Source organism: Streptomyces mobaraensis NBRC 13819 = DSM 40847 (assembly GCF_017916255.1).
Taxonomy (GTDB): domain Bacteria; phylum Actinomycetota; class Actinomycetes; order Streptomycetales; family Streptomycetaceae; genus Streptomyces; species Streptomyces mobaraensis.
Map to the genome: position 1 here is coordinate 2355452 of NZ_CP072827.1, position 22768 is coordinate 2378219.

Below are 22768 nucleotides of genomic sequence, written 5' to 3' on the forward strand. Positions count from 1 at the left end.
GCCGACCTTCCGGCGCACGCGGCGCCGCCCGGTGCCACCAGGGCTCCCGTGACAACGCCGCGTGCTCCCGTGCCTACCGGGCGCCGGTCACGAGACGTTGACCCCGAAGTCCAGGGCGATCCCCCGCAGGCCCGACGCATACCCCTGTCCGACCGCGCGGAACTTCCACTCCCCGCCGTAGCGGTACACCTCGCCGAAGATCATCGCCGTCTCGCTGGAGGCGTCCTCGCTCAGGTCGTAGCGGGCCAGCTCGGAGCCGTCCGCCTGGTTGACCACGCGGATGTAGGCGTTGCTGACCTGGCCGAAGTTCTGGCCGCGGAGGTCGGCCTCGTGGATGGAGACCGGGAACACGATCTTGTCGCAGGCCGCCGGGACCTTGGCGAGGTCGACCAGGATGGTCTCGTCGTCGCCGTCACCCTCACCGGTGAGGTTGTCTCCGGTGTGCTCGACCGAACCCTCGGGGCTCTTGAGGTTGTTGTAGAAGACGAAGTACTCGTCGCCGAGCACCCGCCCGGAGGCGCACAGCAGGGCGCTGGCGTCCAGGTCGAAGTCCGCGCCGGTGGTGGTGCGGGCGTCCCAGCCCAGACCGACCACGATGGCGGTCAGGTTCGGCGCGTGCTTGGAGAGGGAGACATTGCCTCCCTTGGCGAGCGTGACACCCATGGTCCTGTTCCTCCCCGAGTTGAACGTAGGTCGCCGCGCACGTCCGGCGCCGTACTCCCGGACTGCCCAGTACGGGCTGCCTGAACACGGGAGTACGGCGCCGGAGGTGAGCCGCTGTGGCCGCTTGGGCGGCCGTGCCGTCGGTCAGACGTTGACGCCGAAGTCCTGCGCGATGCCGCGCAGGCCCGAGGCGTAACCCTGGCCGATGGCGCGGAACTTCCACTCCGCACCGTTGCGGTACAGCTCGCCGAAGACCATGGCGGTCTCGGTCGAGGCGTCCTCGCTCAGGTCGTAGCGGGCCAGCTCGGTGTTGTCGGCCTGGTTGACGACGCGGATGTACGCGTTCCGCACCTGGCCGAAGCTCTGCTGGCGGCTCTCGGCGTCGTAGATGGACACCGGGAACACGATCTTGTGCACATCGGCGGGGACGGCGGCCAGGTTGACCTTGATGACCTCGTCGTCGCCCTCGCCCTCACCGGTCAGGTTGTCACCGGTGTGCTCGACCGAACCGTCGGGGCTCTTCAGGTTGTTGAAGAACACGAAGTTCTGGTCGTTGGCGACCTTGCCCTGGTCGTTGGTGAGCAGCGCACTGGCGTCCAGGTCGAAATCCGTACCGGTGGTGGTACGGGCGTCCCAGCCGAGACCGACGATGACCGCGGTCAGGTTCGGGGCTGCCTTGGTCAGCGAGACGTTGCCGCCCTTGCTGAGACTGACTCCCACGAGTCCTCCATTGGTTCGAGGGGCCCGGCCGGCCGGCCCTGCCCCCGGTTGTGCGATGGCATCCGGTGAACGTGTGGATCCTAGTGACCGGTTCCCACCGATTACAGGGTCTTGTTCAGAGTGCGGCCAGTTCCCGGGTGTACTCGTTCAGGTCGCGCGCGTCGGGCAGTCCGTTGACGATCGTCCAGCGGACGACACCCTGCTTGTCGATGATGAAGGTGCCGCGCAGCGCGCAGCCCTTCTCCTCGTCGAAGACGCCGTAGGCGCGGCTGACCTCGCCGTGCGGCCAGAAGTCGGAGAGCAGCGGGTAGTCGAGCTTCTCCTGCTCGGCGAAGACGCGCAGCGAGAACGGCGCGTCGTTGGAGACGGCGAGCAGCTGGACGTCGTCGTTGACGAAGTGCGGCAGCTCGTCGCGGAGGGCGCAGAGCTCGCCGGTGCAGACGCCGGTGAAGGCGAACGGGTAGAAGAGCAGGACGACGTTCTTCTCGCCGCGGAAGTCGGAGAGGCGGACGGTCTCGCCGTGCTGGTTCTTCAGCGCGAAGTCCGGGGCCTCGGTGCCGACGTCGATCGCCATGGTCGCATCCCTCTCTCGGCGGGCCGGCCCGGGGCCCGCGGGTGCGCGGCCCCGCCGCCGGCGCGGGTAGGCGGCCAGTCTGTCACTGCCGTCCCGGGGGAACGCACGGCGCCCCCGGCAGCGGGCTGCCGGGGGCGCGGTGGGGCTCGGTGCTAGCGCTTGGACTTGGGCGCGCTCAGGCGCGTGCCGCTCCAGTCCTTGGCCACGCTGATGCTCTTGGTCTGGGAGAGACCGGCGGTCTGCGAGGCGTCCTGGATGTCGCTGGGCTCGATGTAGCCGTCCCGCCCGGTCTTGGGCGTCAGCAGCCAGATGTCGCCGCCCTCGTCGAGCAGACCGATGGCATCCACCAGCGCGTCCGTGAGGTCTCCGTCCTCATCCCGGAACCACAGCAGGACGACGTCGGCCACGTCGTCGTAGTCCTCGTCCACGAGGTCCTGGCCGATGAGGGACTCGATACCTTCACGGAGATCGTGGTCGACGTCGTCGTCGTAACCGATCTCCTGGACCACCTGTCCGGGCTCGAAACCCAGCCTTCCGGCGGGGTTGGTCCGCTCCTCCGCGTGGTCCGCGGTCGCGCTCACGGATTGCCTCCTGTCATCTTTCGAGAATGCTGTTGTGCCTCCCGCGTACGCGAGGCATTGGGCGTAGTCCACACGTGCCGGACGGATCGCGCAAGTACCCGCTCAGCGATCCCTCCCAAACGTTGACGTCTTGTGGCAACTCCCACCATGAGGCAGCAGCGGGGAGTGATTCACACCACAGCGTTGCGCCGGGTTTGCGAAGTTACTCCCTGGGATTGCGGCGGTCGGGGCCGAACGGCCGTACGCGAGGGACCCCCATAGGGGGCGTATGGTTGCGATTTGGCCGCCGCGTGGCGGCCACCCTCCGACGCTTCGTCTACCGAGTGGTGGTTACCGCCCAGTAGAGATGACGTTTCCGTCGCAGCGGTCCACGATGGGAGCCGGCGCGACATAAGCGAAGACAGTATGTGACCCCGTGCGCCGCAACGATGCGTGCAGAGCACGACACACCCGAACAGCGAAGGAACAGCGTGGCTTCCGGATCCGATCGCAACCCGATCATCATTGGCGGTCTTCCCAGCCAGGTCCCGGACTTCGATCCCGAAGAGACCCAGGAGTGGCTCGACTCGCTCGACGCGGCCGTCGACGAGCGGGGCCGGGAACGTGCCCGCTACCTCATGCTTCGCCTGATCGAGCGGGCGCGCGAGAAGCGTGTGGCCGTGCCCGAGATGCGCAGCACGGACTACGTCAACACCATCGCGACCAAGGACGAGCCGTTCTTCCCCGGTAACGAGGAGATCGAGCGCAAGATCCTCAACGCGACCCGGTGGAACGCGGCCGTCATGGTCTCCCGCGCCCAGCGCCCGGGGATCGGCGTCGGCGGTCACATCGCCACGTTCGCCTCCTCCGCCTCCCTCTACGACGTGGGCTTCAACCACTTCTTCCGGGGCAAGGACGAGGGCGACGGCGGCGACCAGATCTTCTTCCAGGGCCACGCCTCGCCGGGTGTCTACGCCCGCGCCTTCCTGCTGGACCGCCTCTCCGAGCAGCAGCTCGACGCCTTCCGCCAGGAGAAGTCGAAGGCCCCCTACGGCCTGTCGTCGTACCCGCACCCGCGCCTGATGCCGGACTTCTGGGAGTTCCCGACCGTCTCCATGGGCCTCGGCCCGCTGGGCGCGATCTACCAGGCCCGGATGAACCGCTACATGGAGTCGCGCGGCATCGCCGACACCTCCAAGTCGCACGTCTGGGCGTTCCTGGGCGACGGCGAGATGGACGAGCCCGAGTCGCTCGGCCAGCTGTCCCTGGCCGCGCGTGAGGGCCTGGACAACCTGACCTTCGTCGTCAACTGCAACCTGCAGCGCCTCGACGGCCCGGTGCGCGGCAACGGCAAGATCATGCAGGAGCTGGAGTCGCAGTTCCGCGGCGCCGGCTGGAACGTGATCAAGCTGGTGTGGGACCGCTCCTGGGACCCGCTGCTGGCCCAGGACCGCGACGGCATCCTGGTCAACAAGCTGAACAGCACCCCCGACGGCCAGTTCCAGACGTACGCCACCGAGACCGGCGCGTACATCCGCGAGCACTTCTTCGGCGACGACCACCGTCTCCGCAAGATGGTCGAGGGCATGACCGACGACCAGATCCTGCACCTGGGCCGCGGTGGTCACGACCACAAGAAGATCTACGCGGCGTACGCGGCGGCCAAGGCCCACAAGGGCCAGCCGACCGTGATCCTGGCGCAGACGGTCAAGGGCTGGACGCTCGGCCCGAACTTCGAGGGCCGCAACGCGACCCACCAGATGAAGAAGCTGACGGTCGAGGACCTCAAGCGCTTCCGCGACCGCCTCCACATCCCGATCGCCGACAAGGAGCTGGAGTCCGGCCTGCCGCCGTACTACCACCCGGGCCGGGACTCGGAGGAGATCCAGTACATGCACGACCGCCGCAAGGCGCTCGGCGGCTACGTCCCCACCCGTGTGGACCGCTCGAAGCCGCTGAACCTGCCCGGCGACAAGGCGTACGCGCCGATCAAGAAGGGCTCCGGCCAGCAGTCGATCGCCACCACCATGGCGTTCGTCCGCCTGCTCAAGGACCTGATGCGGGACAAGGAGATCGGCAAGCGCTTCGTGCCGATCGCCCCGGACGAGTACCGCACCTTCGGCATGGACTCGCTGTTCCCGTCGGCGAAGATCTACAACCCGCTGGGCCAGCAGTACGAGGCCGTGGACCGCGAGCTGCTGCTCGCGTACAAGGAGTCCCCGACCGGCCAGATGCTGCACGACGGCATCTCCGAGGCGGGCTGCACCGCGTCGCTGATCGCGGCCGGTTCCGCGTACGCCACGCACGGCGAGCCGCTGATCCCGATCTACGTCTTCTACTCGATGTTCGGGTTCCAGCGCACCGGTGACCAGTTCTGGCAGATGGCCGACCAGCTCGCGCGCGGTTTCGTCCTGGGCGCGACCGCCGGCCGGACCACCCTGACGGGTGAGGGCCTCCAGCACGCGGACGGCCACTCGCACCTGCTGGCCTCCACCAACCCGGCCGTCGTCGCGTACGACCCGGCGTTCGGCTACGAGATCGCGCACATCGTGCAGGACGGTCTGCGGAGGATGTACGGCGAGAACGCCGAGGACATCTTCTACTACCTCACCGTCTACAACGAGCCGATCCAGCACCCGGCCGAGCCGGAGAACGTGGACGCCGAGGGCATCCTCAAGGGTCTGTACCGCTACAAGGCGGGCGAGGCCGGCGCCATCCCGGCGCAGATCCTCGCCTCCGGCGTGGCCGTGCCGTGGGCCGTCGAGGCCCAGCGGATCCTCGCCGAGGAGTGGAACGTCAAGGCGGACGTCTGGTCGGCGACCTCCTGGAACGAGCTGCGCCGCGACGCCATCGCCGTGGAGGAGCACAACCTGCTCCACCCGGAGGAGGAGCAGCGCGTCCCGTACGTGACGAAGAAGCTCGCCGGTGCCGAGGGTCCGAAGGTGGCCGTGTCCGACTGGATGCGTGCCGTTCCCGACCAGATCGCGCGCTGGGTGCCGGGCACGTACCAGTCGCTGGGTGCCGACGGCTTCGGCTTCGCGGACACCCGTGGCGCGGCCCGTCGCTTCTTCCACATCGACGCGCAGTCGATCGTCCTGGGCGTGCTCACCGAGCTCGCCAAGGAGGGCAAGATCGACCGCTCGGCGCTGAAGCAGGCGATCGACCGCTACCAGCTGCTCGACGTGGCGGCGGCCGACCCGGGCGCCGCGGGCGGCGACGCGTAAGCGCCGTCCGTCAGGACAGGTGAAGGGGCCCCGGCCGGTGAGAACCGGCCGGGGCCCCTTCGCTCGTTCGGGCTATTCGCGCGGACGGGAGCGCACGGCGGTCAGATGTGCGCGGCGCCCTGGGCGGCCTCGGCGTTCTCGCCGCGCCGGGTGAGCAGGGCGAGCAGCGCGGCGGCGACGGCGACGCAGCCGGCGACGACGAACGAGATGCTCATCCCGGAGACGAAGGTCTCGTGCGCGGCCCCGGTGATCTTCGCGGCGACCTCCGGCGGGGTGCCCTTGGGCACCGGCGGGACGCCGACCTCGACCACGGCGGAGGCCGCGTCCTTCTGTTCCTTCGTCAGCGGCGGCAGACCGGCGTCGGCCCACTTCTCCGGCAGCTTGTGCCCGACGCGCGAGGCCATGACGGCACCCAGGACGGCCGTGCCCAGGGTGCCGCCGACCTGCATCGAGCCCTGCTGGAGGCCGCCGGCCAGGCCCGCGTGCTCCAGGGGCGCGTTGCCCACGATCACCTCGGTGGCGCCGACCATGACCGGGGCCAGGCCGATGCCGAAGAGGGCGAACCAGACGGACATCAGGCCGGTGCCGGAGTCCACCTTCAGGGCGGACATCCCGAAGCAGGCCACGGCGGTGCACACCATGCCCACGAACAGCGGGATCCGGGGCCCGATCCGCCCGATCAGCGCACCGGCCGCCGGCGACGCGACGATCATCATCCCGGTCAGCGGCAACAGGTGCAGGCCCGCGTCCACCGGCGTCATCCCGTGCACGTTCTGCAGGTAGAAGGTGACGTAGAAGAGACCGCCCATGAAGGAGAAGGCCATCAGGACCATCAGGGCGGCACCGGCGGAGAACGGCACGGACCGGAACAGCTTCATCGGCAGCAGGGGTTCGCGGACCCGGTTCTGCCAGAGGACGAAGACGACGAAGCCCAGCAGCGCCGCCCCCAGGAAGATCAGCGTCTTGGCGTCGCCCCACTGCCACTTGGGCGCCTTGATCAGGGCCCAGACGAGGCAGAACATCGCGCCGGAGAGCAGCGCGATGCCGAGGAAGTCGAAGGAGCGGGGGGCGTTCTCGGCCCGGTGGTCCTTGAGGATGATCAGCCCCAGAACCAGTCCGAGCGCGCCCACCGGCACGTTGATGAAGAAGACGGACTGCCAGTTCACGTGCTCGACCAGCAGCCCGCCGACGATCGGCCCGCCCGCGGTGGACGCGCCGATGACCATGCCCCAGAGGCCGATGGCCATGTTGAGCTTGTCGGACGGGAAGGTCGCCCGCAGCATGCCGAGCGCGGCCGGCATCAGCAGCGCGCCGCAGAGGCCCTGGAGCACCCGGAAGGCGACGACCATCGACACGCTTCCGGACAGGGCGATGAGTCCCGAGGCGGCGGCGAATCCGGTGGTACCGATGAGGAAGATCAGGCGGTGCCCGAAGCGGTCGCCCAGCTTTCCGGCCGTGATCAGCGCGACCGCGAGGGCGAGGAGGTAGGCGTTGGTGATCCATTGGACGTCGGCGAGCGAAGCGTCCAGGTCCTTCTGGATGGCCGGGTTGGCGATGGCGACGATCGTGCCGTCGAGCGCGACCATCATCACGCCTATCGCGACCGTCACAAGAGTCAGCCAGGGATGTCCCCGCAGTCCACTCCGGGGCCCGAGGTCCGGCGGCGTCGCGTCCGCGACGGTGGTCTGAGACGTCATACACCGAGATTATGGCAGGTGCTGACAATTGACAAACAGCACCATGAGTCGTTATCTGACAACTTGTCCAGAGCACTATTCTGACCAGCGGAAACACCGAGCAGAGGCAGGGATCCATGCAGGCGATCGACGGCGTGGCGGAGCGTGAGGCGCTCCCCGGACTGCGGGAACGCAAGAAGCAGCGGACACGGAACGCCCTCACCCGGCACGCCCTGGAGCTGTTCGCCCGCCAGGGGTACGACGGCACCACCGTCGACGAGATCGCCGAGGCCGCCGACGTCTCCCAGCGCACCTTCTTCCGCTACTTCGCCAACAAGGAGGAGGTCGCGCTCGCCCTCCAGGAGGTCGAGGAGGCCGTCGCGCTCGCCGCCCTGGCGAACCGCCCGCCGGAGGAACCACCGCTCACGGCGATGTGCCGGGCGGCCATGGCCACCTGGGACGCGATGGGTCCCGCCATCGTGGCCGTCGTCCCGCTCGAACTGCACCTGGCCACCCAGCGCATGATCGAGTCGACCCCGCAGCTGCTGGCCGCCCGGCTGCGCCGCCTCGGCCACTTCGAGGACCGGCTGGCGGCCGAGATCGCCCGCCGCGAGGGCGTCGACCTGGCCGCCGACCCGCGGCCGCGGGTCCTGGTGGCCGCGTGCAGCGGGGTGCTGCGGGCCGCGTCGCGGGTCTGGGGCGAGAAGGAGGACGGCGACCTGGACGATCTGCTCCGCCTGGTCACGGACTACCTCGGACTGCTCGGCCCGGCCCTGACCGGCACCTGGCGGAACCCCGCGGAGGCCGGGCCGGACCCCAGGTGACCGACGGAACGGACGCCAGGTGACCGACGGGCCGTCAGCTCGCGGCGAGGCCGAGTGAGGCAACGCACGTATGTCCAGCGTCACTCGCGATCAAACGTGAACCGCGTCACTGTCTTGGCGCAGGCGCCGTCCCGTCTCCTAGGGTGGTCCGCGGTGACTTCCTTCCCGGAGCTCGGCTCTCCCTCCTCGCCGTGGACGAACACGGCCACGGTCTGGCGCGCGCTGCTCGCGCTCACCGTGGTCTTCGTCATGCTCGCCACGACCGGCTGGACCGCCGTCCGCGGCCGCGGCGCGACGGCCGACCCACGCCGCGCGGCACTGACCGCCTGGCTGCACGGCAGCGTCGCCGGGCACCCGCTCCCGTCCCCCTACGCGGACCCGGGCGTGCTCGGACGCTTCTTCGCCTCGCTCCCCGGCGCCGACCGCACCCGGCTCGCCGACCGCTACCCCCTCGTCGTCGGCAACCTCAACGGCGCCCCGCTGTCCCTCCGCTACCGCGCCAACCGGACGGCGCTCGCCCAGGCCCGTACGGTCGAGGAGCACCGCACCCACGACAGCGGCCTCACCCCGGCCGGCCGCTACGAGGCCAAGCGGCGCATGCACCGCTTCGACTCGCTGCTCTCCCACGACCGGCAGATCCTCGCCTTCGACCCGGGCGGCACCGGACGGGTCGCGGAGGTCCTCGGCGACCTCGAACGCGCCGAGCGGGTCTCCGTCGTCGTGCCCGGTGTCGATACGAACGTCCTCACGTTCGAGAAGAGCGGACGTCCGTACGCCGCCCCCGCCGGGATGGCCGACGCCCTCTACACCAGCGAGCGCAGCATCCGCCCCGCCGCCCGCACCGCCGTCATCGCCTGGGCCGACTACACCTCGCCCGCCGGCGTGGGGGTGGACGCGGCCACCGGCAAGCTCGCCGCCGAAGGCGCGCTGCGGCTCCGCGCCCTGGTGCGCGGACTGCCCGGCGGCTCCTCCGTCTCCCTCTTCTGCCACAGCTACGGCTCGGTGGTGTGCGGCGTCGCCGCCCGCGACCTCGACCCCCGGGTCACCGACATCGCCGTCGCCGGCAGCCCCGGCATGCGTGCCCGGCACGTCTCCGACCTGCACACCAGCGCCCGGATATGGGCCATGCGCGACGCCGACGACTGGATCAGGGACGTCCCGCACCTGGAGGTCGGCGGCCTCGGCCACGGGGCCGACCCCGTCTCCTCCGCCTTCGGCGCCCGCCTGCTCTCCGCCGCGGACGCCGACGGGCACGCCGGCTACTTCGAACCCGGCACCGTCAGCCTCGCCAACTTCGCCCGCCTCGGCACCGGGGACACCGGCGGAATCCGCTGCTCCCCCTCCGACACCGACTGCGCCGTCGGCACCACCGTCCCCCGCTGACGCATGACGCGCGTAGCTCCGGAGGGGGGACGCACGGGCGGGCGCCGCATACGATGACCCGCATGGGTGATGTGCTGGCCGGTTTCCACACCGTCTGGGAGTTCGACACCGACTCCGTGCTCATCCGCTTCGAACGGGGGATCCGGACACCGAAGCTGCTCCAGGCGCTCGGTGAACGGCGCATCCCCTACGAGGCGCTCGCGGCGGTCGAACAGGGTCCCGGCAGACGCGGCACGGTGGTGCTGCGCGCCGTGCCCCGGCCCGGCGCCGATCCGCTGATGGACGCCGCCGACGGCCAGCTCAAGGAAGGCACCGACCCCTACCGGCTGGTCCTCCCCGCCGAGCGGGCCACCCTCGCCGAGTACTACGCCGACGAGATACGCAGCCGGCTCGGCCCCGACGCGGCCGAGCCCGCGGAACGCCCGCTCGTCGTCGCCCCCGAGCCGCCGCGCTCCTTCAAGGCGTACGACGGCCGGGCCACCTTCGACGGCCGGACCGTCGCCTTCCGCTGGTTCTGGTCCGGCGCGACCTCCGCCAAATGGAAGGCCGGCGACCAGCGCTTCGCCGTCGGCGAACTCGCCGACGTCCAATGGCGCTCCCCCGACCTCATGGGCGGCCACCTCCGCCTCGTCCTCCGCGACCCGGAACGGCCCGCGCCCGGCCAGGCGGATCAGGATCCGGCGTCGGTGGTGTTCGGGATGGGGTACGGGCCGGTGCACGAGTCACTGCCGTTCGCGGCGGCGGTGCTGCAGTCGGTGCGGGCGTCGTCGCCCGTGCCGGTGGCGCCGCCTCCGTCCGCGTCCCCCGCCGCGCGGCCGGATCCCGGCGCGATCGCGGATCGGATCCGGCACCTCGGGGATCTGCATTCGGCGGGGTTGCTGACGGATGACGAATTCAGCGCGAAGAAGGCGGAGTTGCTGGCGGAGCTTTAGCCCTCCGGGCGGGGGTTTCCCGGCGAGAACCGCGCTCCGCGCGGTTGTCCTCAAACGCCGGACAGGCTGATTCGTGCTCGAGCTGGCACTTTCAGCCCGTCCGGCGTTTGAGGACGAGCGGCGAAGCCGCGACAAGCGGGGTCTGGGGCGGCAGCCCCAGGAAACGGCGAAAGGGTGGGACCGGGGCACCAGCCCGCCGCAGGCGCCGCCGCCCCGCCCCGTACTCTGGGCAAGCCATGCCCAAAGCCTCACTCCGCCGCCGCCTCCCCTACGCCTTCACAGCCCTCCTCACCGCGATCCTCCTCCCGGTCACGGCCACGCTCCTCCCGAACGACTACGGCGTACACCCCGGCCTGGCCCTGCTCTACGCCACCCTGGAGGCCGGCCCCCTCCTCCTCGCCGTCCGCAGACCCCTCCTCGCCTGGGCGATCACCCTCACCACCGGCACGGTCTGCGCCCTGACCGTCCCCCCGGACGCGTCGCCGCACGGCGTCTGGCCCTGGCCCCCCACCCTCCTCATCGGCCTCCTCCCGATGATGTTCTTCCTGGGCCTGCGCGCCCGCCCCCGCACGATGCTGGCGGTCTGGGCCGTCTACACGGCCGTGAGCTACGGCTTCGACACGGCCGACCCGCAGCGCAGCAACGGCAGCTGGCTGGTCGTGACGCTGCTCGGCGGCACGCTGCTGCTGCTCGGCGCGGCCCTCCAGCGGAGCGACCGGGCCGAGCGCGCCCTGGACGAGCAGGCGACGATCAGCGAGGCCGAGCGGGCCCGCCGCACGCTGCTGGAGGAGCGCGCGCGGATCGCCCGCGAGCTGCACGACGTCGTCGCCCACCACATGTCGGTGATCACCGTGCAGGCGGACAGCGCCCCCTACCGCATCGCCGGGCTGCCGCCGGAGGCCACCGAGGAGTTCGGCACGATCGCCGCCACCGCGCGCGAGTCGCTGAGCGAGATGCGCCGGCTGCTGGGCGTGCTGCGCAGCGAGGACGCGGGGCAGGGCGGCGGGGAGCGGGCCCCGCAGCCCGGCGTGGACCGGATCGGGCAACTGGTCGAGGCGACGGTACGGGCCGGGCAGCCGGTGGAGCTGACCGTCGAGCGGGAGGCGCTGCCGGAGCAACTGCCGCAGGCCGTGGACCTGTCCGCGTACCGCATCGTCCAGGAGGCCCTGGCCAACGCCGTGCGGCACGCGCCGGGCGCCGACACCCGCGTCTCGGTCGCGGCGGACGCCGAGGGGCTGACCGTCCTCGTCGTCAACGCGCCCGCCGACCGCCCGCACGTCCCCCTGGAGACCACCGGCACCGGCCACGGTCTGGTGGGCATGCGCGAGCGCGTCCGCCTGGTCGGCGGCACCCTCGACACCGGCCCCCTGCCGGACGGCGGCTTCCGGGTGGCGGCCCGGCTGCCGTACGCGGCGGAGGCGCCGAATCCCGCCACCGAACCGACAGCGCCGACAGAGAAGGAATCCCCGGCCGCATGACCATCAAGGTGATCATCGTCGACGACCAGGCGATGGTGCGGGCGGGCTTCGCCGCCCTGCTCGCCGCCCAGCCGGACATCGACGTGGTCGGGGACGCCCCCGACGGCGTCCGGGGCGTGGAGCTGAGCCGCACCGTCCACCCGGACGTGGTGCTGATGGACGTCCGCATGCCGGAGATGGACGGCCTGGAGGCGGCCCGCCGCCTCCTCGATCCTCCGCCCGGCGTCGTCCACCGCCCCAAGGTGCTGATGCTGACCACCTTCGACGTGGACGACTACGTCTACGAGGCGCTGCGCGCCGGTGCCTCCGGCTTCCTCCTCAAGGACGCGCCCCCGGCCGACCTCATCTCGGCGGTCCGGGTGGTGGCGGCGGGCGAGGCGCTGCTCGCGCCGTCGGTGACCCGTCGGCTCATCGCGGACTTCGCCCGGCAGCGGCCCGCCCCGCGCCGCGACCGCTCACTGCGGCTGAAGGGCCTGACGCCGCGGGAGACGGAGGTGCTGGAGCTGATCGCCCGCGGGCTGTCCAACCAGGAGATCGCCGGGTCCCTGGTGCTGGCGGAGCAGACGGTGAAGACGCACATCGGGCGGGTGCTGGCCAAGCTGGGGCTGCGCGACCGGGCCCAGGCGGTGATCTTCGCCTATGAGTCGGGCCTGGTGAAGCCGGGGGCGGCGTAGCGCTCCTCGTTGGCCCGCCGGGCCTCCGCGTACCGGTCGATCTTCTGGTCCAGGACGTCGAGCGTGCTTCTGAGCTCGGCCATCCGCCGCCGGACGTCCTCGCGGTGCGCGCTCAGCAGTCGTTCGCGCTCGGCCACCGTCGCCTCGCCCTCGCGGACGAGTTCGGCGTAGCGGACCATGTCCGCCACCGGCATCCCGGTCAGCCGCAGCTTGCCGACCAGGTCCAGCCAGTCCAGGTCGCGGTCGGTGTAGCGGCGCTGGCCGGTGTGGGAGCGGTCGACGTGCGGCATCAGACCGATCCGCTCGTACCAGCGCAGGGTGTGGGCGGACAGCCCGGTGTACGCGGCCACCTCTCCGATCGTGTAGCGGCCGCGGCCCCGGACGGGGCGCCCGGTCCCGGCCGGCGTTTCTGCCGGTGTGGTGTCGATGACGGTCATACGGTGGCTCCCCCTCGTGTCCCGACGGTCCCTTCCGGCACCCTGTTCACTCCTGGGCAACGCCGAAGCGGTGCCCGGCACTCCGCGTCCCCGGATCCTTGACGGAATCTTGGACCGGCGGGGCGGGTTAGGCTCGACCCATGGAGAGCCTGCAGAGCCTGCGGAAGATCGAGAACTGGCCGGTGCCGACCGCGGCGGCGGCCGTCGTACGGGCCGACGGGACGGTGGCCGGTACCCACGGACCGACCGCACACCGCTTCGCCCTGGCCTCGGTCACCAAACCGCTCGCCGCCTACGCCGCGCTCGTCGCCGTCGAGGAGGGCGCGATCGAGCTCGACGAGCCCGCCGGGCCGGTCGGCTCCACGGTCCGTCACCTCCTCGCCCACACCTCAGGACTGGCCTTCGACGAGCACCGCCCGGCGGCCGAGCCCGGCACCCGGCGGCTCTACTCCAACGCCGGCTTCGAGGTCCTCGGCGACCACATCGCCAAGGCGACGGACATCCCGTTCGCCGAGTACCTCCGCCAGGCGGTCCTCGAACCCCTCGGCATGACCGCCACCGACCTCCCCGGCTCCCCCGCCAAGGACGGCGTCTCGACGGTGGACGACCTCGTCCGCTTCGCGGCGGAGTTGCAGGCGCCGCGGCTGCTCTCCCGGGAGACGCTGGCCGAGGCGACGACGGTCGTCTTCCCCGGCGTGACCGGCGTCCTGCCCGGCTACGGGCATCAGCGGCCCAACGACTGGGGGTTGGGCTTCGAGCTGCGGGACGGCAAGTCGCCGCACTGGACGGGTTCCCTCAACTCGCCGCGCACGTACGGCCACTTCGGGCAGTCCGGGACGTTCCTGTGGGTCGACCCGGCGGCCGGCGCGGCGTGCGTGGCCCTGACGGACCGGGACTTCGGGGCGTGGGCGGTGGAGGTGTGGCCGGCGTTGTCGGACGCGGTGCTCGCCGAACTCGGCGGGAAGTAGCCCCGGTCCCGCCCTTTCACCGTTTCCTGGGGCTGCGCCCCAGACCCCCTGATCGCGGCTTCGCCGCTCGTCCTCAAGCGCCGGACGGGCTGGTCTTCAGCCCGTCCGGCGTTTGAGGACAGCGCCCGGAGGGCGCTTCGGGGGTGCGGGGGCTGGCTCCCGCAAGAAACGGAGAAAGGGCGGGACCGGGGCACCACACCAAGACCTCAGCCCCTCCCCCCACCGCAACCACATCCAACCTCGAAGCATCACGCACCCGAGCCGCGTCCCCCACCCCCACCTCGTACTCCCCGATCCGCACAACCCCCCGCACCACGTGCGCATACAGCCACTCCCCCACAGGCAAGGCGAGCCGCTCGCCACCCCGCGGCCGCAGCACGTGCAGCACCGCACCGGGCACGGCACACACCACCCCGTCACGCACGGACCGCGCCACCTCATAGGACGGCGCACCACCGCCCTCGACCGGGTCGAGCCACATCTGAACGAACCGCAGGGGCACACCCCCCGCATTGCGCTCCACATGCCGCACCCCGGCCCCCGCACTCAGCCACTGCACATCACCAGGGCGAACCGTCACGACATGCCCGGCCGAGTCCTCGTGCGTCAGCTCCCCCTCCACCACCCACGTGACGATCTCCACATCCCGGTGCGGGTGCTCGTCGAACCCCGCGCCCGGTGCGAGCAGCTCCTCGTTGCAGGCGATCAGGGGGCCGAAGCGCACGTTGTCGGGGTCGTAGAAACCGGAGAAGGAGAAAGCGTGGCGGGTCTCGATGCCCGCCTCCGGGGCCCCGCCCACGTACCGTTCGCCCGCCCGCCGCACCTGGATCCGCGCCTCGATCATCGGGCTACGGTAGCCCGGCCGCCCCGTGGCGCACCCGAATAGGGCAGGCTTGTCCCCGTGCCTGAATCCGCCGCTCACCCACCGCATCCGCACAGCGCCACCCTGCGCAACCTGGAGAAGTCGTCCGGGACCCTGGCCGCCGCCGCCATCGCCCGGATGGACGCGCAGCTTCCGTGGTACCGGGCGATGCCCCCGGAGAACCGTTCGTGGATCGGGCTGGTGGCCCAGGCCGGTATCGCGGCCTTCACGGAGTGGTTCCGGCATCCGGAGACCCCCCAGGCGATCAGCACGGACGTCTTCGGGACCGCGCCCCGCGAGCTGACCCGGGCGATCACATTGCGCCAGACCGTGGAGATGGTCCGGACGACGATCGAGGTCATGGAGTCGGCGATCGACGAGGTCGCCGCGCCGGGCGACGAGTCCGCCCTCCGCGAGGCGCTGCTCGTCTACGCCCGGGAGATCGCCTTCGCCACCGCGCAGGTGTACGCCCAGGCCGCCGAGGCGCGGGGCGCCTGGGACGCGCGGCTGGAGTCGCTGGTGGTCAACGCCGTGCTGTCGGGTGAGGCGGACGAGGGGGTGCTGTCCCGCGCCGCGGCGCTCGGCTGGAATTCGCCGGCGCATGTCGCGGTGGTGCTGGGGACGGCGCCGAACGGCGACAGCGAGCTGACCGTGGAGGCCATCCGACGGGCGTCCCGGCACGCCAAGCTCCAGGTGCTGACCGGGGTGCTGGGCACCCGCCTGGTGGTGATCGCCGGGGGCAGCGACAACCCGCTGCAGGCGGCGAAGGCGCTGATCGGGCCGTTCGCCGCCGGGCCGGTGGTGGCCGGTCCCGTCGTCCCCGACCTGCTGGCGGCGACCCGCTCCGCGCAGGCCGCCGCCGCCGGCCTGAAGGCGTGCGCGGCCTGGCCGGACGCCCCCCGCCCGGTGCTCGCCGACGATCTCCTGCCGGAGCGGGCGATGGCCGGTGATCCTGTGGCGCGCGTGCAGTTGGTGGAGGAGATCTACAGACCGCTGGAGGAGGCGGGTTCGGCGCTGCTGGAGACGCTGAGCGTCTACCTGGAGCAGGCGAGCAGCCTGGAGGGCGCGGCACGGATGCTGTTCGTCCACCCAAACACCGTGCGGTACCGGCTCCGACGTGTGACGGACGTCACCGGATGGTCACCCTCCGATGTCCGCTCGGCCTTCACCCTCCGCATCGCGCTGATCCTGGGGCGTCTGGCCGACACGGAGTGACGCCCGTACGCTTTTGTGGAACGCAAACAATTCCCCTGACGGTTCTTCGTCCCTGTCCCCACGGGTGGCCGAACCCGTCCACGAGAGAGAGTGTGAGGGTGCTCGTACTCGTCGCTCCCGGCCAGGGCGCTCAGACGCCCGGCTTCCTGACCCCCTGGCTCGACCTTCCCGGTGTCGCCGACCGCCTGCGGGGCTGGTCGGAGGCCATCGACCTGGACCTCGTCCACTACGGCACGGTTGCCGGCGAGGAGGAGATCCGGGACACCGCCGTCGCCCAGCCGCTGCTGGTCGCCGCCGCTCTGGTGTCCGCGGGTCAGCTCTTCCCCACCGGTGACGACGTCGCCCGGCAGGTGGGCGCCACCGCCGGGCACAGCGTCGGCGAGCTCGCCGCGGCCGCCCTGGCGGGCGTGCTGTCCGAGCGGGACGCGCTGCTGCTCGTCCGCAAGCGGGGCCTGGCGATGGCCGAGGCCGCCGCCGTCACCGAGACGGGCATGTCGGCGCTGCTGGGCGGGGAGGCCGACGTCGTCCTCCCGCATCTGGAGAAGCTCGGCCTGACCCCGGCGAACGTCAACGGCGCCGGTCAGATCGTCGCCGCCGGTACCATGGAACAGCTGGCGGCGCTCGCCGCGGACAAGCCCGAGGGCACCCGCCGCGTCGTACCGCTGAAGGTCGCGGGCGCCTTCCACACCGAGCACATGGCCCCGGCGGTCTCCGTCCTGGAGGCCGCGGCCCGCGAGCTGGAGCCGGCCGGTCCGCGCACCCGCTACGTCTCGAACCGCGACGGAGCGGTGGTGACGGACGCCGCCGAGGTTCTGGCGCGCCTGGTCGGCCAGGTGGCCAACCCGGTCCGCTGGGACCTGTGCATGGAGACCTTCAAGGAGCTGGGTGTCACGGCGATCATCGAAGCGGCCCCCGGCGGCACCCTGACGGGCATCGCCAAGCGCGCCCTGCCCGGTGTGAAGACGCTGGCCCTCAAGACGCCGGCCGATCTGGACGCCGCCCGCGAGCTGATCGCCGAGCACGCCGCCGACGCTTCGGCCGCGTAAGGAGCCCCGGACATGACTGCCAAGATCAAGCCTGCCAAGGGCGCGCCGTACGCGCGCATCATGGGCGTCGGTGGCTACCGCCCGGTGCGCGTGGTGCCCAACGAGGAGATCCTCAAGCGCATCGACTCGTCGGACGAGTGGATCCGCTCCCGCTCCGGCATCGCCACCCGGCACTGGGCCGGCCCCGAGGAGACGGTGGCCACCATGTCGGTGGAGGCCGCGGGCAAGGCCATCGCCGCCGCCGGGATCACCCCGGAGCAGATCGGTGCCGTGCTGGTCTCGACGGTGTCGCACTTCAAGCAGACCCCGGCCATCGCGACCGAGATCGCCCACCGGATCGGCGCCGGCAAGCCGGCCGCCTTCGACATCTCCGCCGGCTGCGCGGGCTTCGGCTACGGCCTGACCATGGCCAAGGCCCTGGTCACGGACGGCTCGGCCGAGTACGTGCTGGTCATCGGCGTCGAGCGGCTGTCGGACCTGACGGATCTCGACGACCGTTCCACCGCGTTCCTGTTCGGCGACGGCGCCGGTGCCGTGGTCGTGGGACCGGCGCAGGAGCCGGCCATCGGCCCGACGGTGTGGGGCTCGGAGGGCGACAAGGCGGAGACCATCCGGCAGAACCTGCCGTGGGACGTCTACCGCGAGAGCAGCGAGGTCCGTACCGAGGTCCGCTTCCCGGCCATCACGCAGGAGGGCCAGGCGGTGTTCCGCTGGGCCGTCTTCGAGATGGCGAAGATCGCCCAGCAGGCGCTGGACGAGGCCGGCATCACCGCCGACGACCTGGACGTCTTCATTCCGCACCAGGCGAACATGCGGATCATCGACTCGATGGTCAAAACGCTGAAGCTGCCGGAGAATGTCGTGGTCGCCCGGGACGTGGAGACCACCGGGAACACCTCGGCGGCCTCCATTCCGCTGGCCATGGAGCGCCTCCTGGCCACCGGGGCGGCGAAGAGCGGCGACACCGCGCTGCTCATCGGCTTCGGGGCGGGTCTCGTGTTCGCCGCGACGGTCGTTACCCTCCCCTAGGCGAGATCCGCCCGGAACGGCACCAGCCGACCACGGCGCGGGAGCTCTCCACAGCAGTTCCCTGAGCAGTTTTTCCAGATCCACCGCACAATTAAAAGGAGCGCCACCATGGCCGCCACGCAGGAAGAGATCCTCGAGGGCCTCGCCGAGATCGTCAACGAGATCGCCGGCATCCCGGTCGAGGACGTCAAGCTGGACAAGTCCTTCACCGACGACCTGGACGTCGACTCGCTCTCCATGGTCGAGGTCGTCGTCGCCGCCGAGGAGCGCTTCGACGTGAAGATCCCCGACGAGGACGTCAAGAACCTCAAGACGGTCGGTGACGCGGCCGGCTACATCGCCAAGCACCAGGCCTGATCCCGCGTTCGTCGCCACCCCGGCGGGTGGCGTTTCCAGCACTTCTATTCGTGGAGACAGAATTCCTGTGAACTCGACCAATCGCACCGTGGTCGTCACCGGTATCGGCGCAACCACACCGCTGGGTGGCGACAGCGCGTCTACCTGGGAAGGGCTGCTCGCCGGTCGCTCCGGCGTGAAGCCCCTGGAGGGCGAGCGGTTCGCCGACCTCCCGGTCCGGATCGCCGCCACGGCCGCGGTGGACCCGTCCGAGGTCCTGCCCCGCCCCCTCACCCGCAAGCTCGACCGGTCGGCGCAGTTCGCGCTGATCGCGGCCCGTGAGGCGTGGGCCGACGCGGGCTACACCGCCCGGGCCGGCGAGGACGCGGCCATCGCCCCCGAGCGGCTGGGCGCGGTCATCGCCTCCGGCATCGGCGGCGTGCAGACCCTGCTCGACCAGTACGACGTGCTCAAGGAGAAGGGCGCCCGCCGCGTCTCCCCGCACACCGTGCCGATGCTGATGCCCAACAGCCCGTCCGCCAACGTCGGCCTGGAGGTGAACGCCCAGGCGGGCGTGCACACCCCGGTCAGCGCCTGCGCGTCCGGCGCCGAGGCCATCGGCTACGCCGTGGAGATGATCCGCACCGGCCGCGCCGACGTGGTCGTCGCGGGCGGCACCGAGGCGGCCATCCACCCGCTGCCCGTCGCGGCCTTCGCCAGCATGATGGCGATGTCCAAGAACAACGACGAGCCGCAGAAGGCGTCGCGCCCCTACGACAAGGCCCGTGACGGCTTCGTCCTGGGCGAGGGCGCCGGCGTGATCGTCCTGGAGTCGGCCGAGCACGCGGCCCGCCGCGGTGCCCGCGTCTACTGCGAGCTGCTGGGCCAGGGCCTGTCCGCGGACAGCCACCACATCGCCCAGCCCGAGCCCACCGGCCGGGGCATCGCCGCGGCGCTGCAGGGCCTGCTGGAGTCCAGCGACCTCAAGCCGTCCGAGGTGACGCACCTCAACGCGCACGCCACCTCGACCCCGCAGGGCGACCTCGCGGAGATCAAGGCGCTGCGCAAGGTCCTGGGCGACGACCTCGACCACGTCGCGGTCTCCGCCACCAAGTCGATGACCGGCCACCTGCTGGGCGGCGCCGGCGGCATCGAGACGGTCGCGACCGTCCTGGCCCTGTACCACCGCACGGCCCCGCCGACCATCAACATCGACGAGCTGGACGACGAGATCGACGCGGACATCGTCCGCGACAAGCCCCGCAAGCTGCCCGAGGGCACCATCGCGGCGATCAACAACTCGTTCGGCTTCGGCGGCCACAACGTGGTGCTGGCGCTGCGCACGGTCTGACGCCCGCCTGACGCACGAGGGCCCGCCTGGTCGTTCACCGACCGGGCGGGCCCTCGGCGTTCACCCCTCCCGCGGTTCCTCGAAGCTCGCGAAGTACGAGGCCGCCATGTCCTCGTCCCCGTGCCCCTGCTCGACCGCCCGCCGGAAGCGCTCCGCGCCCGCCGCGGCGACGTCGAGCCGTACACCGGCCCGCTCCCCCGCGGCCACGATGAGCCGGGCGTCCTTCTCGGCGGTGGTGGTGGCGAAGCTCGGCGGGGTGAGGCCGCCGTCGAGCAGCAGGGCGGATTTGGCCCGCAGGTAGCCCATGTCCAGCGGGCCGCCCTCGACGGCCGCCAGGAAGTCCCGGGCGTCCACGCCCAGCCCCGCGGCGAGCGCCAGCGCCTCGGCGGTGCCGTGCGTGACGGTGAGCACCCAGCTGTTGAGCACCAGTTTGAGCCGGGAGGCGCTGCCCCCGGCGCCCTCCTCGCCCGTCCACACCGTGCGCGAACCCACGGCGTCCAGGACGGGGGCGAGCGCGGGGCGGACGGCCACGGGTCCCGCGGCGAGCACGGTGAGCTCGCCCTTCTCGGCCGGCGCCCGGGTGCCCAGGACGGGAGCGTCCACGAAGACGAGGCCGTGCTCCTCGGCGAGGGCCGCGAAGTCGTCGAGGACGTCGAGGCCGGCGGTGGTCGACTGGAGCCAGACCGCGCCCGGCCGCAGCCCGGGGGCGGCCCTGCGCATGGTGTCCAGGACGGCCGCGCCGTCGTACAGCACGGTCAGGACGGTGCCGGCGTCACGGACGGCCTCGGCGGGGGTCTCCGCGACCCGGATCCCGTCGGCGGCGAGTGGTTCGGCCTTGGCGCGGCTGCGATTCCAGGCCCGGACGTCGAGGCCGGCGCGGGCGAGGTTGCGGGCCATGGCGGCGCCCATGATGCCGGTGCCGAGGACGGCGACCGAAGTGGTGTCGTTCATGCCCGTACCGTACGAGCCGGAGTGCGCTCGAAGGCAAGCATCCCGCTCAGACCACCTGGTGCAGCCACCGCACCGGAGCGCCCTCGCCCGCGTGCCGGAAGGGTTCCAGTTCGTCGTCCCAGGGCTTGCCGAGGAGGGCCGCGATCTCGGTGGGCAGGTCGGTCTCGCCGCGCTGGGCGCGGTTGAGGGCGGCGCGGAGGCGGTCCTCGGGGACCAGGATGTCGCCGTGGATGCCGGTGACCGCGTGGAAGATGCCGAGGTCGGGGGTGGAGCTGTAGCGCTCGCCCTCGGTGCCGGGGGCGGGGTCGGCGGTGACCTCGAAGCGGAGGAGGTGCCAGCCGCGGAGGGCGGAGGCGAGGCGGGAGGCGGTGCCGGGGCGGCCCTGCCAGGAGAACTCGGTGCGCCAGGTGCCGGGGGCGGCGGGCTGCCGGATCCAGTCGAGGGTGGCGCGGGCGCCGAGCACCCCTTCGACGGCCCATTCGACGTGCGGGCAGAGTGCGCGCGGTGCGGAGTGCACGTAGAGAACGCCACGTGACGTCACCGGGACCTCCAGTGCGGTTCGAGGTTGCCTTCCCCAGGGGCCTCGCGTCCGTACCGGTCCCGCCCGGGGCGGCACCGGGCGTTCGTCCCCATGGCCCCTCCCGCACCAGCTCGCGAGGTTACCAACAGTAAACACCATAGGGGGCAATTTTCCGGAAAGGGACAGGATGTGACGTGTTGTGATCCGGCGCAGTGGTGGTGCGGACAGGACCGGTAAGGCCCCGGTCACTCCCGGGAGGAACCCCGCGCGCGGTCGGGATGCCGGCCGGTTGACGTACCGTCGGTGCAGGAAACCTGTCACCCGGCCGGAGGGGGAAGACGATGCGCACCAGCACCGACCGCCCGTCGCGTACCGCCGCCGCGGCGCTGACGGCGGTGGCGGCGCTCACCGCGGGGCTGCTCACCGCGGGCTGCGACGACCGGGCCCCCGGCGCCGCCGCCGAGCGCCCGGCGGCGAAGCCCAGAGCGAGCGCGGGGCCCGTCTGGAACACCCGGCCCGACTCGCTGGCCTCGCTGGGTGACTCGATCACCCGGGGTTTCGACGCCTGCCGGCTGCTCAAGGACTGCCCGGAGGTCTCCTGGGCCACCGGCACCGAGGTGGACAGCCTCGCGGCCCGGCTGCTGCCCTCGCCGCAGACGCGGAGCTGGAACTTCGCGCGCACCGGCGCACGGATGGCCGACCTCCCCCGCCAGGTCGCCGCGGCCGTCCCGCACCGGCCGCAACTGGTGACGGTGCTGCTCGGGGCGAACGACGCCTGCCGGGCCGACGTGGCCGAGATGACGTCGGTGAAGGACTTCCGGGCCGACTTCGAGAAGTCGCTCAAGGAGCTCCGCCGGTCGCTGCCGAAGACGCAGGTGTACGTGGCGAGCGTCCCCGACCTCAAACGGCTGTGGTCGGAGGGGAGCAAGAGCCCGCTGGGCAAGCAGGTGTGGAAGCTGGGGATCTGTCCGTCGATGCTGCGGGACTCCGAGCTGGTGGACGCCCCCACCCGGGAGCGGCGGGAGAAGGTGGACCGGCGGGTGAAGGAGTACAACGCCGTCCTGGAGGACGTCTGCCGCCGGGACCTGCTGTGCCGCTACGACGGGGGGTCGGTGCACTCCTACGGCTTCACCGGCGCGGACCTGAGCCACTGGGACTGGTTCCACCCCAACAAGGAGGGCCAGCGGCAGCTCGCCGAGCTCGCCTACCGGAGGATCACGACGGCGGGCCGCTGACGCCCGGCCCGTACGGCGGGACGGGGGCGGGGTCCGTCAGGTGACCCCGCCCCCGCCCGTTCCGCACGGTAGCGGAAGATCGCCGTTCGGCGGGCCAACTCGCCTGCCCC

General features: G+C 71.7%; 22 protein-coding genes. 13 read left to right on the top strand and 9 right to left on the bottom strand.

The annotated features are described in order from the left end of the window. Positions 1 to 87: 87 nt before the first annotated feature. From J7W19_RS09775 to J7W19_RS09790, 4 genes are all read right to left on the bottom strand, one after another. Positions 88 to 663 (bottom strand): TerD family protein, encoded by a 576-nt coding sequence (locus J7W19_RS09775; protein WP_004946723.1) that lies wholly within the window; start codon positions 661 to 663, stop codon positions 88 to 90. A 144-nt stretch (positions 664 to 807) separates the two neighbouring features. After that, the gene (locus J7W19_RS09780) at positions 808 to 1383 is read right to left on the bottom strand and encodes a TerD family protein (RefSeq protein WP_004946728.1); all 576 of its coding nucleotides are present in this window, start codon (positions 1381 to 1383) and stop codon (positions 808 to 810) included. 115 nt (positions 1384 to 1498) lie between these two features. Then, positions 1499 to 1957, bottom strand: coding sequence for a peroxiredoxin (locus J7W19_RS09785; RefSeq protein WP_004946731.1), 459 nt, complete (start codon positions 1955 to 1957; stop codon positions 1499 to 1501). Positions 1958 to 2109: 152 nt separating this feature from the next. Continuing rightward, the gene (locus tag J7W19_RS09790; RefSeq protein WP_004946734.1) at positions 2110 to 2538 is read right to left on the bottom strand and encodes a DUF3052 domain-containing protein; all 429 of its coding nucleotides are present in this window, start codon (positions 2536 to 2538) and stop codon (positions 2110 to 2112) included. 470 nt (positions 2539 to 3008) lie between these two features. Here J7W19_RS09790 and aceE point away from each other — a divergent pair, with 470 nt between their 5' ends. Continuing rightward, a complete protein-coding gene (gene aceE, locus J7W19_RS09795) occupies positions 3009 to 5741 on the top strand; it encodes a pyruvate dehydrogenase (acetyl-transferring), homodimeric type (RefSeq protein ID WP_004946736.1) in 2733 nt (910 codons plus the stop codon). Positions 5742 to 5842: 101 nt separating this feature from the next. On the opposite strand, the gene J7W19_RS09800 is transcribed toward aceE, so the two are convergent. Then, the gene (locus J7W19_RS09800) at positions 5843 to 7438 is read right to left on the bottom strand and encodes an MFS transporter (RefSeq protein ID WP_040890347.1); all 1596 of its coding nucleotides are present in this window, start codon (positions 7436 to 7438) and stop codon (positions 5843 to 5845) included. Between the two features lie 116 nt (positions 7439 to 7554). Here J7W19_RS09800 and J7W19_RS09805 point away from each other — a divergent pair, with 116 nt between their 5' ends. From J7W19_RS09805 to J7W19_RS09825, 5 genes are all read left to right on the top strand, one after another. Then, on the top strand, positions 7555 to 8241 hold the full coding sequence (locus J7W19_RS09805; protein WP_004946741.1) for a TetR family transcriptional regulator: 687 nt from the start codon (positions 7555 to 7557) through the stop codon (positions 8239 to 8241). A gap of 153 nt (positions 8242 to 8394) precedes the next feature. Next, positions 8395 to 9624 (top strand): alpha/beta hydrolase, encoded by a 1230-nt coding sequence (locus J7W19_RS09810; protein ID WP_004946745.1) that lies wholly within the window; start codon positions 8395 to 8397, stop codon positions 9622 to 9624. A 62-nt stretch (positions 9625 to 9686) separates the two neighbouring features. Continuing rightward, a complete protein-coding gene (locus J7W19_RS09815; RefSeq protein WP_004946746.1) occupies positions 9687 to 10556 on the top strand; it encodes a DUF4429 domain-containing protein in 870 nt (289 codons plus the stop codon). A 236-nt stretch (positions 10557 to 10792) separates the two neighbouring features. Then, positions 10793 to 12034 (top strand): sensor histidine kinase, encoded by a 1242-nt coding sequence (locus J7W19_RS09820; protein WP_004946751.1) that lies wholly within the window; start codon positions 10793 to 10795, stop codon positions 12032 to 12034. After that, positions 12031 to 12708: a response regulator gene (locus J7W19_RS09825; protein WP_004946755.1), complete on the top strand. Its 678-nt coding sequence runs from the start codon at positions 12031 to 12033 to the stop codon at positions 12706 to 12708. Before J7W19_RS09820 ends, J7W19_RS09825 begins: the two co-directional genes overlap by 4 nt. Here J7W19_RS09825 and J7W19_RS09830 read toward each other — a convergent pair. Then, entirely contained in the window at positions 12672 to 13145 is a 474-nt protein-coding gene (locus J7W19_RS09830) for a MerR family transcriptional regulator (RefSeq protein WP_004946758.1), read from the bottom strand. The two genes, J7W19_RS09825 and J7W19_RS09830, sit on opposite strands and share 37 nt — an antisense overlap. Before the next feature lie 140 nt (positions 13146 to 13285). On the opposite strand from J7W19_RS09830, the gene J7W19_RS09835 reads away from it, so the two are divergent. Further along, complete coding sequence (locus J7W19_RS09835; RefSeq protein WP_004946761.1) at positions 13286 to 14113, top strand: serine hydrolase domain-containing protein; 828 nt, start codon at positions 13286 to 13288, stop codon at positions 14111 to 14113. A gap of 73 nt (positions 14114 to 14186) precedes the next feature. Here J7W19_RS09835 and J7W19_RS09840 read toward each other — a convergent pair whose 3' ends face one another. After that, a complete protein-coding gene (locus J7W19_RS09840) occupies positions 14187 to 14957 on the bottom strand; it encodes a pirin family protein (protein ID WP_004946763.1) in 771 nt (256 codons plus the stop codon). A gap of 57 nt (positions 14958 to 15014) precedes the next feature. On the opposite strand from J7W19_RS09840, the gene J7W19_RS09845 reads away from it, so the two are divergent. From J7W19_RS09845 to fabF, 5 genes are all read left to right on the top strand, one after another. After that, positions 15015 to 16190 (top strand): PucR family transcriptional regulator, encoded by a 1176-nt coding sequence (locus J7W19_RS09845; protein WP_004946766.1) that lies wholly within the window; start codon positions 15015 to 15017, stop codon positions 16188 to 16190. Positions 16191 to 16288: 98 nt separating this feature from the next. Next, entirely contained in the window at positions 16289 to 17236 is a 948-nt protein-coding gene (locus tag J7W19_RS09850; protein ID WP_004946768.1) for an ACP S-malonyltransferase, read from the top strand. 12 nt (positions 17237 to 17248) lie between these two features. Next, a complete protein-coding gene (locus J7W19_RS09855; protein ID WP_004946770.1) occupies positions 17249 to 18265 on the top strand; it encodes a ketoacyl-ACP synthase III in 1017 nt (338 codons plus the stop codon). A 108-nt stretch (positions 18266 to 18373) separates the two neighbouring features. Then, positions 18374 to 18622 carry an acyl carrier protein gene (locus tag J7W19_RS09860; RefSeq protein ID WP_004946773.1) on the top strand — a complete coding sequence of 83 codons (249 nt, stop codon included), beginning with the start codon at positions 18374 to 18376 and terminating at the stop codon, positions 18620 to 18622. 67 nt (positions 18623 to 18689) lie between these two features. Next, entirely contained in the window at positions 18690 to 19952 is a 1263-nt protein-coding gene (gene fabF, locus J7W19_RS09865) for a beta-ketoacyl-ACP synthase II (protein WP_004946776.1), read from the top strand. A 60-nt stretch (positions 19953 to 20012) separates the two neighbouring features. Here fabF and J7W19_RS09870 read toward each other — a convergent pair whose 3' ends face one another. Together J7W19_RS09870 and J7W19_RS09875 are read right to left on the bottom strand one after the other, a co-directional pair. Beyond that, positions 20013 to 20903, bottom strand: coding sequence for an NAD(P)-dependent oxidoreductase (locus J7W19_RS09870; RefSeq protein WP_004946778.1), 891 nt, complete (start codon positions 20901 to 20903; stop codon positions 20013 to 20015). A 46-nt stretch (positions 20904 to 20949) separates the two neighbouring features. Next, the gene (locus tag J7W19_RS09875) at positions 20950 to 21444 is read right to left on the bottom strand and encodes a DUF3145 domain-containing protein (RefSeq protein ID WP_004946784.1); all 495 of its coding nucleotides are present in this window, start codon (positions 21442 to 21444) and stop codon (positions 20950 to 20952) included. 320 nt (positions 21445 to 21764) lie between these two features. Here J7W19_RS09875 and J7W19_RS09880 point away from each other — a divergent pair, with 320 nt between their 5' ends. After that, positions 21765 to 22658 (top strand): SGNH/GDSL hydrolase family protein, encoded by an 894-nt coding sequence (locus J7W19_RS09880; RefSeq protein ID WP_004946786.1) that lies wholly within the window; start codon positions 21765 to 21767, stop codon positions 22656 to 22658. Positions 22659 to 22768: the final 110 nt, after the last annotated feature.